This is a genomic window from Saprospiraceae bacterium, assembly GCA_016709995.1.
Lineage (GTDB): Bacteria > Bacteroidota > Bacteroidia > Chitinophagales > Saprospiraceae > JADJLQ01.
On record JADJLQ010000002.1, the window covers coordinates 997,623 to 1,012,461 of the forward strand.

At 43.0% G+C, this 14,839-nt stretch carries 6 protein-coding genes; 3 read left to right on the plus strand and 3 right to left on the minus strand.

Annotated elements, in window-relative coordinates; translation table 11 throughout:
- From IPJ09_18260 to IPJ09_18270, 3 genes are all read left to right on the plus strand, one after another.
- Window positions 1-7,236 (plus strand): hypothetical protein, encoded by a 7,236-nt coding sequence (locus tag IPJ09_18260; protein ID MBK7373341.1) that lies wholly within the window; start codon window positions 1-3, stop codon window positions 7,234-7,236.
- Window positions 7,202-9,451: a T9SS type A sorting domain-containing protein gene (locus IPJ09_18265; GenBank protein MBK7373342.1), complete on the plus strand. Its 2,250-nt coding sequence runs from the start codon at window positions 7,202-7,204 to the stop codon at window positions 9,449-9,451. Before IPJ09_18260 ends, IPJ09_18265 begins: the two co-directional genes overlap by 35 nt.
- Window positions 9,452-9,802: 351 nt before the next feature.
- Window positions 9,803-10,753, plus strand: coding sequence for an MBL fold metallo-hydrolase (locus IPJ09_18270; protein ID MBK7373343.1), 951 nt, complete (start codon window positions 9,803-9,805; stop codon window positions 10,751-10,753).
- 45 nt (window positions 10,754-10,798) lie between these two features.
- On the opposite strand, the gene IPJ09_18275 is transcribed toward IPJ09_18270, so the two are convergent.
- From IPJ09_18275 to IPJ09_18285, 3 genes are read right to left on the minus strand one after another with little or no spacing between them, the layout of a single operon-like run.
- Window positions 10,799-12,640: a SpoIIE family protein phosphatase gene (locus tag IPJ09_18275; GenBank protein MBK7373344.1), complete on the minus strand. Its 1,842-nt coding sequence runs from the start codon at window positions 12,638-12,640 to the stop codon at window positions 10,799-10,801.
- Window positions 12,641-12,660: 20 nt separating this feature from the next.
- A complete protein-coding gene (locus tag IPJ09_18280; GenBank protein ID MBK7373345.1) occupies window positions 12,661-14,385 on the minus strand; it encodes a hypothetical protein in 1,725 nt (574 codons plus the stop codon).
- Between the two features lie 39 nt (window positions 14,386-14,424).
- Window positions 14,425-14,832, minus strand: coding sequence for an ATP-binding protein (locus IPJ09_18285; GenBank protein MBK7373346.1), 408 nt, complete (start codon window positions 14,830-14,832; stop codon window positions 14,425-14,427).
- Window positions 14,833-14,839: the final 7 nt, after the last annotated feature.

Consider the following 14,839-nt stretch of genomic DNA (forward strand, 5'->3'; position numbering starts at 1 on the left):
ATGCCGATCGATGCAGATACGCCGGCAGATAGTGTGGATCATGGAGTTTTCGTGTCCTCGGGTCCATTTGCAGGCGGAGTGATTAGTGACACGCTGCACCTGGGAGAAGACGAGCCGATCAATGAACCATTTGATACGACTGCACCGGATATGAATAGCAACCTGCATATGGACTTTGGCTTTTTCGAGCTACATAGTTTAGGAAATCTGGTATGGGAAGATGCGAATAACAATGGCCTGTATGATGGAGGGGAAATGCCGTTGACCGGTGTGATAGTAGAATTACATTATTATAATCCAGCGACCATGGATTGTGAGCTGATAGGCTATGATACGACAGATGTCAATGGATTATACTTGTTTGATAGTTTATTAGCAGGCAAGTACATTTTAGCCCTTTCAGCATCCAATTTTGTAAGTGGAGGAGCCTATGGAGGGTATATCAGTAGTACGGGCGGATTGTCAGATCTGACTACGAAAATAGGAAGTGCCTACGATGACCCTGCAGGTCTCACCAATGATCCGGATGCAGTACCATCCGATCTGGATGACAATGGCATCACCAATAAATATGGAGTAGGACCATTAACCGGTTTGATAGCTACGGACACGATAGATTTGGGCAATGGAGAGCCATTGAATGAAAACCCATACAATGACAATACGACCTCAGATATCAATAACAATCTGACCGTAGATTTTGGTCTCCTACCCATGCACAGCATAGGCAATCTGGTATGGATTGATGCCAATAACAATGGCCTGGTAGATGGAGGAGAAATGGGTATACCTGGAGTAGAAGTGGTGCTGCATATAGTGACCCAAAGTGGATGTGTAGCAGTAGATACGCAGATCACAGACGGGTCAGGAAAATACCTGTTCGATACCTTGATAGCCGGAGATTATATCATCGAGATCACAGCCAATAATTTTGCAATGGGTGAGCCGTTGGAAAAATATGCCAGCAGTACAGGAGGGGGCTCTGATCTGACGACCAAGACAGGCAGTCCGTATGAAGATAAAAATGTACCCAATGATCCGGATGATGATACAGACAATGATGACAATGGTATTCGAGGTGGCAATACCAATTTTGCCATGTCGGTGACCAGTGATACGATTTCACTGAATGGCAATGAGCCCACCACCGAAATCGATGGTAGCACAGGATCGACCGACACCACCTACGATATGAGTGGAGCCAGAAACATTAATAGCAATCTTACAGTAGACTTTGGCTTTGTACCCCTGCACAGTATTGGCAATCAACTATTTGTAGATGCGAACAATAATGGGAAAATGGATATTGGAGAATCAGCGATCCATGGAGTCAAAGTAATCTTACATTATGTGGATACGACGGGCGGTATGTCAGTATGCGTGACGATAGACAGTGTGGACACCGACTCGGATGGAAAATATGTATTTGATAGTTTGATCGCCGGTCAATACCTGGTAGAGATCCCCGCGAGCAATTTTGCTCCGGGCCAACCTTTAGAAAATTATAATAGCAGCACCGGAGGAGGAGCAACCAATACGACCAGCGGCCCGAATGAAGTGCCCGGTATGCCTATCGATGCAGATACGCCGGCAGATAGTGTGGATCATGGAGTTTTCGTGTCCTCGGGTCCATTTGCAGGCGGAGTGATTAGTGACACGCTGCACCTGGGAGAAGACGAGCCGATCAATGAACCATTTGATACAACCGCGCCGGATATGAATAGCAACCTGCATATGGACTTTGGCTTTTTCGAGCTACATAGTTTAGGAAATCTGGTATGGGAAGATGCGAATAACAATGGCCTGTATGATGGAGGGGAAATGCCGTTGACCGGGGTGATAGTAGAATTACATTATTATAATCCAGCGACCATGGATTGTGAGCTGATAGGCTACGATACGACAGATGTCAATGGATTATACTTGTTTGATAGTTTATTAGCAGGCAAGTACATTTTAGCCCTTTCAGCATCCAATTTTGTAAGTGGAGGAGCCTATGGAGGGTATATCAGTAGTACGGGCGGATTGTCAGATCTGACTACGAAAATAGGAAGTGCCTACGATGACCCTGCAGGTCTCACCAATGATCCGGATGCAGTACCATCCGATCTGGATGACAATGGCATCACCAATAAATATGGAGTAGGACCATTAACCGGTTTGATAGCTACGGACACGATAGATTTGGGCAATGGAGAGCCATTGAATGAAAACCCATACAATGACAATACGACCTCAGATATCAATAACAATCTGACCGTAGATTTTGGTCTCCTACCCATGCACAGCATAGGCAATCTGGTATGGATTGATGCCAATAACAATGGCCTGGTAGATGGAGGAGAAATGGGTATACCGGGAGTAGAAGTGGTGCTGCATATAGTGACCCAAAGTGGATGTGTAGCAGTAGATACGCAGATCACAGACGGGTCAGGAAAATACCTGTTCGATACCCTGATAGCGGGAGATTATATCATCGAGATCACAGCCAATAATTTTGCAATGGGTGAGCCATTGGAAAAATATGCCAGCAGTACAGGAGGGGGCTCTGATCTGACGACTAAGACAGGCAGTCCGTATGAAGACAAAAATGTACCCAATGATCCGGATGATGATACAGACAATGATGACAATGGTATACGTGGAGGCAATACAAATTTTGCCAGCTCGGTGACCAGTGATACGATTTCACTGAATGGCAATGAGCCCATAGCAGAAATAGATGGTAGTACAGGATCGACTGATACTACGTATGATATGAGTGGAGCCAGAAACATCAATAGCAATCTTACGGTAGACTTTGGCTTTGTACCATTACACAGTATCGGTAACCAAATATTTGTCGATGCGAACAATAACGGGAAAATGGATCTGGGAGAATCGGCGATCCCTGGCGTCAAGGTGATATTACACTATGTGGATACTACCGGAGGTATGTCAGTATGCGTGACGATAGACAGCGTTGACACCGACTCCGATGGAAAATATGTATTTGATAGTTTGATCGCCGGTCAATACCTGGTAGAGATACCCGCGAGCAATTTTGCTCCGGGCAAACCTTTAGAAAATTATATCAGCAGCACCGGAGGAGGTGATAATACGAGTTCAGGGCCGAATGAAGTGCCCGGTATGCCGATCGATGCAGATACACCGGCAGATAGTGTGGATCATGGAGTTTATGTTCCATCAGGAGCATTTGCAGGGGGCATCATCAGCGATACCTTGCATCTGGGAGAGGACGAACCTACGGGAGAGCCATTTGATACGACCGCATTGGATGCCAATAGTAATCTGCATATGGACTTTGGATTTATGGAGATTTTCAGCCTGGGCAATATGGTGTGGGCAGATCGCAATAATGATGGATTATATGATCCATCCCGTGAACAGGTCATCAGCGGCGTAGTCATGGAACTTCATAAAGTCATCGATACGCTTGATGACGAAAATACGCCTGTTACGATATGCCGGTTGATAGGCTATGATACGACGGATGCCAATGGATTGTATGTGTTTGACAGTTTACTCATGGGACGATACATCGTGGCTATCTCAGGAAGCAATTTTGCACCAGGGGGAGCCTTGGCAAAAGGATTTGCCAGCAGCACGGGTGATGGCAACTCATTTGATCCGGTTAACGGACCCTATGAAGACCAAACGAATGCCAATTGGATGGATCAAACAACGGACAATAATGACAATGGATCATTGATGAACGCACCCGGCAGTGCCATAGATGGACTGATAGCATCAGATACGATAGACCTTGGAGACGCACCTGAGCCATTGACAGAAAATCCATATAATGATACCACGGTGACAGATGATCACAATAATCTTACGATCGATTTTGGACTGATACCATTGAATTCCATAGGTAACCAGGTTTGGTGGGATGCCAATAACAATGGCTTGTATGACAGGGGGACAGAAATACCATTGGATAGCGTGGAGGTGGTGTTGCATTGGTACAATGAAGATGCCATGTCTTGTGTGGCACTTGATACGGTACTGACAGATGCTACCGGCAGGTATTTATTTGGGTATTTATTAGAAGGAAAATATATTGTAGAAATTACCGCAAAAAACTTCCAGCCAGGGGGAGCATTGCAAGGATTTGCCAGCAGCACGGCAGGGTATGATTTGACCAGTGGACCTTATGAAGGAGGCAACCCTGCATTGACTGATGGGGATAGGGATGTGGATGATGCAGATCACGGGATTACGAACTTGAACAATACGTTTCCATTCGGGTCAGTAGCCAGTGACACAGTGACAATCATCTCCGGAAAAGAACCGTCCATGGGGGCAGAGTTCGATCCTGAATATGATACGACGGGGGCGCCATATTCACCAGGCAATACTTTGATGCACAATACACCGGATAGCAATAGTAACCTGACGATAGACTTTGGCTTTGTGCCCTTACATAGTATTGGGAACCAGGTATTCCTGGATTATGTCAACAATGGTGTTTTTGATCAAGGGGTAGATGAGGCTCCATTTGGACCGGTGAAAGTAGTGTTACATTATGTGGATACGACGGGCGGAGTGGTCACCTGTATCGCTCTTGATACAACGTATACCGATGTCAATGGCTTATATTTATTCGATAGTCTGCGGGCAGGCAGGTATATTGTAGAGATCACGCCAGACAATTTCGCACCAGGAGGACCACTGGAAGGATTCTTAAGTTCTACAGGCAATCCAGGAGATTTAAGCAGCGGGCCATATGAAAATCCGGGAGCACCGGCAGGCAATAGCGATATAGACGGGGATGACAACGGGGTAAAAAACAGATATCCTGGCTTCCCTGCAGGAGCAATTCTATCGGACACGATTGATCTGGATGATAATGTTGAACCAATGGCAGCCATGGAGACATCAGTTCCATCCAATGATAGTAGTGGGGCTTTAGACAATAACAGCAATCTGACGATAGACTTCGGATTCTTAGTACCCTGCGAAGAGTTGACCTGTATCGCAAAAGTCAATATCAGCATGGATGAAAACTGTCAGCATTGTCTGTCAGCGAAAGATGTGCTGAAAGCCAAATATCTGTTGCCGGACAAGTTTTATATCATAGAAATTTTTGCAGGCAATATTAAACTACCCTCGAATTGTATTGGTAGAGAATGGTTGGGATATAGCTTGACTTATAAGATTACCAGCAAGTTTCCATGTGATGAGAATAGCTGTTGGGGCACATTGAAAGTAGAGGATAAGTTGGGGGCAAAGCTCGATTGTAGACCTGACACGATCACCTGCTTCGAGTTGGCATCGCTACCAAAAGGAAGTTACAGCGTGAAAGACAATTGTGGCGACTCCTCTAAAGTAGTGATCGCAAGTGAAGTATACACCGACTATGGTTGTGATAGTGCTACGCTGCTAGGCAAAGTGACCCGTCAGTTGATCGCATCCGATCAGTGGGGGAATAGCAATAGCTGTACGAAGGAATACTTTATCGCTAAGATTACATTAGATAGTGTCGTGTGTCCAAGAGATACCTCCGTAGATTGCAGCATAGCCGAAGTGAATGGAGTAAGAATCACGGATCCGGCCCGCAGCAAAGCGCCCATGGTCAAAACCAGCAAAGGGTTAAAAGCATTGTGGCCTAATAGCTCCACCTGCAAGTTGACGGTGGGCAAACAAGATGATTCGATCGTGGTCTGTGGCGGAGGGTATAAGATCTTGCGCACCTGGATCATCACCGACTGGTGTACCGGCAGAGATACGATCTGTAAGCAGACGATAGCGGTGGAAGACAAGACAGCACCGATCGCGAGAGATACTGTATTAGCAACCAAAGCAGCTGATCCACACGATTGTCGGGCATTATTTGACTTGAAGAAACTGCCAGTGACCGATTGCAGTGAGGTGACCCAAAGCTATAGATATCCTTATCTGGACGAAGCTACAGGAGCCACCAGGATAGCGAATGGCAGCTTGCCAGCGAGTGTATGGGTAGGCAATGGCAGGACAGAGATCACTGTGACCCTGACCGATGCGTGCAATAATATTACTACGAGAAAAATCACAGTCAATGTGATAGACCATACGCCACCGACACCAGTATGTATAGAATACACTCAAGTGACGGTAGATCCTGCAAGTTGCTGGGCAGCAGTAGCAGCGCGGGATTTGAATACCGGCAGTCATGACAATTGTATCAGCCAGTTGCATTATGCAGCAGCTTTGATGAGTGATATTGAGAAAGCGAGATCAGACTACGAGAAACACATCATCGATAGTTGTGGCAAAGCCGCTTACTGGGCCAATAAAGCATGGTACGATGCCTATATAGAGCAGTGGATCAATTGTTATGTATTCACTGATACGGTTAATTTCAGCGACTGTGGAAGCAACCAGGTAGTGATGAGAGTATATGAAGCAGATAGCATGCCGAGATTAGATCCACATCTATGGTCTTGTGGCGAGCATGCGTGGTTCTGTTACAATACGTACCAGGACTACAGGATCGTATACAATCAGAATTTCTATGGCAATTCCGCGAAAAAAGATTGTGAGGTCAAAGGACCCTGGTTATGTAAAGAATCCAGCATTGGTTGGTATGCCAACTTACAAAGTACCTATGGAGGTGCCCGTGTACTTGGCTCCAATGGCTACTATGCAGGAAGCACTTTCCCACAAACGCATCTGTACAATGAATGTATGGTACAGGTACTGGTAGATGACAAACAAGCACCGGTAGTAGCTGGTCTTCAAGACATCACCGTATACTGCGATGGAGCACCGGGAGGCAGTGCGTATGCAAGAACCTTCTGTTCAGAAAGTGAGCGATTCTCCACCTGGCCGGGTACAGTCAAAGACGGCAAAGGCACGATTCATGGCTATTATGGCGGTAGTACGTATATCGTCAATCATACTCCAGGTAATGATCATGCCGATCCGACCGGTTGTGCGACTGATCAATGGGCTCCGATCTATTGTAGAGCATGGTTGTTACTGGATAGCTTGGATGAGGCTGGAAAAGTAAATCCGAAGGATTATTTTGACAAACTGGTCCTGTTCGATAAAAACAGACCCTCCAGGACTTTAGCACATAATGAGATTAGTATAACGGACAATTGTAAATTAGAGGATGGTAGTCTTAAAGTGACGGATGGCGGTAGTATCAATGGTTGTGGCGAAGGCTGGATCCAACGCACCTGGACGATGACAGACAAGTGTGGCAAACCCAGTGACAGCAATCCAAAAGGTGATCGTCAAACATAGAAGTGATTTTGAAGTAGTATTCCCTGCAGACCTGGAAGTAAGTTGTGAGGCAAATGATGCCACCGATACCAGTCGAACCGGAATTCCACAGATCAGCGATGATGATTGTGAGCAGGTAGGCGTGCGCTACGAAGATGAGATCAGTACAGTGACGGATGGAGCTTGCTACAAGATCATCCGCACCTGGACCTTGATCGACTGGTGTATCTATGATCCAAACGCTCATACGATCCATCCGGATGTCATCGTGGATGACAGACTGCGGGCTAACGACAAAGACAGAGCTTGTATCTTCCGCAATCTCAAAGACAACGGAGATGGATATGTCAAATACGTACAGATCATCAAAGTGACGGATCATCAGGCACCGGTAGTGACCTGCAAAGACAGTACACTCTGTATCACCAGTGGCTGTACAGCTAATGTGAATATCCCATTAGTTGGCACAGACAATTGCGCAGACAAAGTACTGTTCAGAGTAGATATCACAAGACCGGATAATAGTACAGAGACCAGAGTGGATGTAAGTGCCATCAGTGGCACATTCGCCGCAGGAATCTATAAAGTGAGGATCATCGGTCGCGATCATTGTGGCAATGAAGATACTTGCCAGATGAACCTGACGATCAAGGATTGCAAAGCACCGACGCCATACTGCCTGAATGGAGTAGCGACGGTCGTGATGCCAAGCACCGGAAGTATCCAGATCTGGGCCAAAGACCTCGATCGGGCCAGTGAAGACAACTGTACAGCGAAGGACAAACTGAAGTTTAGCTTCAGCAGCAATACGGCCGAAGCCAGCAGAGTACTGTCGTGCAGCGATATCCTCAACGGCAGAGAGCAAGCGATCGAGTTATCCATCTGGGTGACAGACGAAGCAGGCAATGCCAACTTCTGCAGGACATATATTTTATTGCAGGACAACGGAGGCACACCAGGAGGAGTATGTAAAGACACTACGGTATCGTTCGCCAATGTGACAGGAAGGTTATATACAGAAGACCAGGAAGGCGTAGAGTTTGCAACCGTCGAAGTCAAAGGACAATCCAGCGCTGGTATCCCAAGCTTCAAGACAGCGAGTGACGGAAGTTACCTGTTCAGCAGCTTACCGATGAGTGGTATACAAAGTATCAAAGCCCTGAGAGATGACAATCCGATGAACGGAGTGTCTACGCTCGACTTAATCCTGATACAGAAGCATATCCTGGGTACCGAGAAGTTGAAGTCAGCGTACAAGATGATCGCTGCAGATATCAATAACAACGATGATATCAGCGTGCTCGACCTGATCGAACTGCGCAAACTGATCCTGGGCTTGTATGACAAACTGCCTAACAATACCAGCTGGAAGTTTGTACCGAAATCACATACATTCACCGATATAGACAACCCATGGGGTTATCCAACGGAGGATGTAATACATGACATGAAGGAACAAATGACTAGTGACTTTGTAGGGGTGAAGATCGGAGATGTCAACAGCAGCGCCCTGTCCCATAGTCTCATGGGCACAGAGATCAGAGGCAATGAAACCGGCCTGATCTTCGAAGTACAGGACAAACTCTATCGCAAAGGCGAGCGGGTAGAAGTAGCATTTACTTCACCAAACTTCAAAGGAGTGTCAGGTTTCCAAGGCACAATGTCCATTGGCAATAAGCAATTGGCAATAGACAAAATTGACGCAGGATCCATAAAAGTAATGGAGGACAATATCGGCCGCCGGTGGGAGCAGGAAGGTCTGATCACCATGAGCTGGAACAGCGCTCAAAGCGTAGATCTAACTGATCGGGAAGTTTTGTTTACGATGGTCTTTACCGCACAATCTGATGGAAAACTGAGCGATGTCTTAAGAATCGGATCACAGCATACCAAAGCAGAGTCCTACGAGGGCAGAGGAGAGCTAGGTAATGTATCTATCCGCTTCATCGGTCAGAATGGTCAGGAAGTAGCAGGCAGATCAGCCTTGTACCAAAACTATCCTAACCCATTTGATCAACGAACCGTGATTGGTCTCAACCTGGCAGAAGCAGGACGAGGTACTTTAAAAGTCACTGACATCACAGGTCGTACGATCAAAGTGATCGAAAAGGACTGGAGCAAAGGCTACCAGGAAGTATGGATAGATCGCAGAGACATCCAGGCAACTGGGGTATTATACTACAGCTTTGATAGCAAAACTTTCAGAGCCGTCAAGAAGATGATCATTCTGGAATGACCATTTATCAGGAGCTTGCCTCGTGGAAAATGATCATATTGGAGTAAAATCTCTCTTATAACAAACAAAAAAGCCTTTGATTTTTCGAAGGCTTTTTTTATGCAAGGGAAGTCAAGTCTCCAGTGTGCTTACCGAACTATCCGAATATTTCTTTACTGTCCGGCTTTCGGATCAAGAGCCAAGAGCCATGTTTTCTCTCCTTGCCTCAGAAGAGAGACAACGAGGTATCGGTTAGCATAAGGCAGCTCACGAGATCGAGGCATTTAATTTTTTTTTTGCTTATTTCAAACACCTGATTATTATTTTAAAAATCATTAACGAAGCAGTAGTTTTGAAGTTAAATATAGGGATATGAATGTAAAATTTTGGGGGTGCCGCGGATCTCTTCCAGCTTCTTATAAGGCAGAATCAGTCCATCAAGCTATTCAGTTTGTATTGAACAAAGCAGTTGAACTTGGAGTCAATCATCAAACGAATCTGGAGGAATTCATTAAAGAACTCCCTTTTGGCATTAGATCTACTTATGGGACCAACACTCCATGTGTCGAAATCGTCGGAGGCAGTGAATATATAATTTGTGATGCAGGGTCCGGTATGCGTGATCTTGGTAAATCTCTTGTAAGTAATCGCAGTGACAAACATATGGTCATCAACCTTATTATGTCCCATTTACATTGGGATCATATGCAAGGGTTCCCTTTTTTTATTCCAGCTTACATTCAAGGTACTACGATACGGATCTGGGGATGTCATCCAAATATCGAAGAGTCCTTTATCAAACAACAGGAATCTCCATTTTTCCCGGTTAGATTGTCGGATATGGGCGCCAATATAAGTTTTTATCGTATGGTTCCGGGCCAGCAATATAACCTTGGAGGGATTGAAATTGGAATCCAGGAACAGCCCCACCCTGGTTTGAGTTATGGTTATTCGTTTATATCCGGGGGGAAGAAAATTGTATACAGCACAGATGTAGAGCATGAGGAAGTAACAAATGATGGACTAAATCCATTTATCGATTTTTATCAAAATGCAGATGTTCTCATTATTGATGGCCAATTTAACCTGGCTGATCATTTGTATACTAAACAAAACTGGGGTCATTCAAGCAACCTGATAGCTATTGAAATGGCCACTATCTCTGCGGTCAAAACCTTATGTCTCTTTCACGCTGATCATTTATTGGATGATATTCAACTGGATAAATTCCTTGCTGATAGCAAAAGATATCATGAGATTTATGCACCAGGCTCAAAGATGAATATAGTCCTGGCCTATGACGGTATGTTGTTAGAGGCCTAACATCAATTATTTCAAAAGATTACACTCGAACATAATTTACATAGATTATTTCCTTGAAAGAGCCATGATAGTGATATCGTCTGATTGCTCTTCCTGTAGAGTAAATTTATCCAAATCGACGATTAATGCTTCTATTAACGACTTAGTATCTTTTACCTTATATTTCTGCAAAAAAGAGAAAAGTCTGTCGTCAGAATACAATTCATGTTTTTGATTCATTGCTTCTGTCACCCCATCTGTAAATAATAAAAACAATTCACCTTGTTTGATATTTACCAGACTGTTTGTATAATGATAATTTTCTATTGCTCCTAAAACAGGACCGTGCAATCCAGTCAATTTACGGCAAGTATCTTCCATTTTAAGTAATGGCATTAAATGACCGGCATTAGAATAAGTCAAGGCTCCGGACTTTAGATCCAGTATGCCCAGAAAATAACTAACAAACATGGATTGATCATTTGAAGCAGAAATGTCAATATTTACTGCAGTGAGAATATCACCAGGTGAAGCTAATTTTCCTCCATGTGCTTTAACCAACGTTTTAGTGACAGCCATAAACAATGCTGCCGGCACACCTTTGCCTGATACATCGCCAATACCGAACAATAAGTGGTCGTCATCTATCATAAAAAAGTCATACAGGTCTCCTCCTACTTCTCTTGCAGGATTGAGCAAGGCATACATGTCCAGCAGGGTAGTTGTGGGATATACTTTTGGCAACATACTCATTTGAATTTCCTGGCCTACATCCAATTCTTTTTTCATGCGCTCGTTGTGCTTGGCTATGATTCTGTTTAATCCGGATAGTTCTTTGTTTTGTTTTTCGATGACCTGATTTTTCTCTGCAAGTATTTTTTTGGATCGTCTTTCTTGTATAAAATTGCGATAGATAAAAAAACTGATCGCTATAAGTGCCAGGGCAATGATCCCTAATATATTACGAAAAGATCGTTCCTGGTTGATGATTGCTTGATTGAGCAACTTTTCTTGGGCTGCATTCAAGCTATCAATCGTTGACTTTTGTTTTAAAGCCAATAGCTGTATGGCTGACTTGTCCAGGTCCTCAAACAATTTTTGATTGATGGAATCCGTGTTATTTAATTCGAGTTCAGCTTTTTTTAATTCATATTGTTTTTGTAATAGGGCTTTCTCTTTCTGTTGTTCATTGACTATAGCCAGTTCTTTGAGTACCCTTTCTTCATCTACTTTACTGCGTAACAGATCAAGGTCCATACTTTTACTTTTTTCCAAAAAGATTTTATAAGAGTCATAATAATGACGGGATTTTTTTAGATCTCCTGCTTTTTCATAGGTTTCTGATAAATTGGCATAACATTTCAACAAATACTCCAACATGAGGTCCTGACGCTTAATTTGCCTGGCTAAGGATGCGGCTTCCTCTAATAGGTCCAGTGATTCCGGATATCGTTTCAGCGCATTGAGAGCGCCTGCACAATTAATCATAGCTTGAACGACTCCTTCTTTTTGGTCAAATGATTTTCTGGCGGCCAGTGTTCTTTGGAAATAGCTATATGACTTTTCAAAATTTTTAACATCGGCATACAACAGGCCAAGATTACTATTGATCATCGCTTCACCATTTTCATTGCCTATACTTTTATTTAATCCAAGTGATTTTTCATAGTACTCAATGGCTTTATTATAATCGTTATGATTCCAATACTTAAAGGCAATATCATTGAGATGACCAGAAGCTTGTTTTAAATTGTTTTGAGAAAGGGATTGCTCATATTTTTCCTGTGCTTCTGCTACAAATGCTGAATCGTTTCTTGACAAGGGCTGAATTTGGCCATAAGCACCAAAGGTGTATAAAATATATAGGAAAGACCATATAGGTCGCCATCGGCCTGGCTGTGATTGCATAAGCTGGTGTTTTAATAAATTTATTTTTCAGCTATATCAAATGAAATAGTCTGATTAGATTCATTGCCAACTTTGTCAATAGCTCTGATTTTAAGCTCATATTTTTTTCCTGCCTGCCAACTGCTGATTGGACTGTTATACAACTGTTCTGGAGCGGAATTCAACTGATAATAAATTTTGTCATTTCCGACCATCTCATCCGTAGCAGCTAAAAATAGGACCAAATGCTTCGGATATACCTGCAACCCTTCTTTTTCTCCAACAGGACCTACGCTGAAATTGGGTAATATTTTAGGAGGATTATTGTCATATAAAACCGTCAGCTGATTGATATTTCTGTTGTTTACATTGTCATATCCGAACATCTCAATTTTGTGGCTACCGGAAGTAGTCTTTAACTGAAATGGTTTTTCGTATCGTGTCTCTGCCTGTGCTCCATCCAAACTATAACTGATATACTGGAGGCCTGATTGAAGGTCTGTAGCGCTCAGATGTATATTTGTTTGAGGTCCAATATATAAATCGTTGGCAGAATTAAAGGATGGCCCGGAGATTGTGTGATTCAAATCAGGACCGGTCAGGTCAAGAAATACCAGATTGATATTGTGTTTGTACTCTTCAGCACCGCTGGGTTGATTGCTGAGTCGATCTACTGAATAAAATTTGATCACGTGATTGCCTTGAATGCTTGGCAGGTAAAAAGGTTCTTCATAAGAAATGAAATTTCCATTATCTATAGAATATTTTATTTCTTTTACACCGGCCTTGTTGTCAATGGCTGTCAACTTCATCTTTGTCCGACCAGAAAAATAAACTTTGTCCTGGTAAAGGAATTTGTCTCCAAGTATGTCTGTCGCAGTCAACGGTGCAAGTTTATCATAATAGAAATCAAATTTGTCAAAATTACTTATATTGCCTACTTGATCTTCCGCATAATATTCAATGCTGTGTGGGCCATCTTCGAGGTGCGTCAGATTCAATTTGTTTCCTCCATATTGAAGGTAGGCCTGATCATCAAATCGATAGAAAGATTTTAATACCCCGGATATATTATCAGTGGCTGTTAGATAAAATGTGGAAGAGCCAGCAAGGGTATTTCCTTCGGATACTCCATTTATATTGTAGGTAATAATGGGAGCAGAAGTATCCACTATAATGGTAGTAGTTTGGATGGATTCCGCATTATTTACTCTATCCGTTGAAAAGTACTTAATGGTATGTGGGCCTTCTTTGAGCAAGCTGATGGGTGATTGGTAATCCAGATATTGGTCTCCATCAATGGCTGTATAAATGTTTTGCACGCCGGAATATTTATCGCTTGCCTTTAGTTCAAACAACAATCCCTTGCCATAATAATCTTGATCATTGTTTGTATGATGTGGAGCATTTACGAATGTAATGGTGGACATCGGTGCTAGTCCATCACTAATGACTTCAAATAAGACTTCTGTTTTTGGAGTCTTTACCTCGCGAGTATCTTTATCTACGGCATAACGTGTGCGGATATAATTTGGGCCTTCGGTATCAAAATACACTGGATTGGTATATTGTTCAAATTCTTTATTTACAAGATTTACTCCTGGTTCGTCCGGTGTGCTTGACAATTTAATGTACACTGGCAGTTTTTTGTTCCAATAAAGTGTTGAATCTTTATCCAGAAAGTAGCGCGGTGAAAATTCTTTGGGTTGTGCAAAACTGAATTGCACCAGGAAGGAAGCAATGGTAAGAAACATGTATTTTTTCATAAATGGGTAAGGCTTATTTGTTGGTTAATTTTAGCGATTTTAAATGGCACGGTATTTCATATTCAATGTTAAAATATTTTTATTTTCAATTCGGCGATAATGTAATTGATGCATAAGTTTTGCTACTATATCGAGTCCAAGACCACCTGCTTTGTCTGTTTTGGGTAATGATTGTCGCATATGAATAAATTCGAGCGGATCAAAATGTATACCATCATCAACAAATTCAAGGTCTATGTTGCCTTCAGAATGTTTAAGTTGAAGGGTAATATGGTGCTCAAGATGATCTTCAAAACCATAAAAAATAATATTACTCAGGATCTCATCTACAGCAATTGAGATTTTTTTTTGATCTTCACTATCCAGGGGTAATTTGGCCATATAGGTTAACAAGGTCTCGTGGACGAGGCTTATCTCTTGAATATTATTGATAATAGTAATAAGCATAGGCCAC

What these genes read in the sequence shown, in the direction of transcription:
- IPJ09_18260 (MBK7373341.1), top strand. Translation starts at nt 1, where the DNA reads ATGCCGATCGATGCAGATACGCCGGCAGATAGTGTGGATCATGGAGTT.
- IPJ09_18270 (MBK7373343.1), top strand. Translation starts at nt 9,803, where the DNA reads ATGAATGTAAAATTTTGGGGGTGCCGCGGATCTCTTCCAGCTTCTTAT.
- IPJ09_18275 (MBK7373344.1), bottom strand. Translation starts at nt 12,640, where the DNA reads ATGCAATCACAGCCAGGCCGATGGCGACCTATATGGTCTTTCCTATAT.
- IPJ09_18280 (MBK7373345.1), bottom strand. Translation starts at nt 14,385, where the DNA reads ATGAAAAAATACATGTTTCTTACCATTGCTTCCTTCCTGGTGCAATTC.
- IPJ09_18285 (MBK7373346.1), bottom strand. Translation starts at nt 14,832, where the DNA reads ATGCTTATTACTATTATCAATAATATTCAAGAGATAAGCCTCGTCCAC.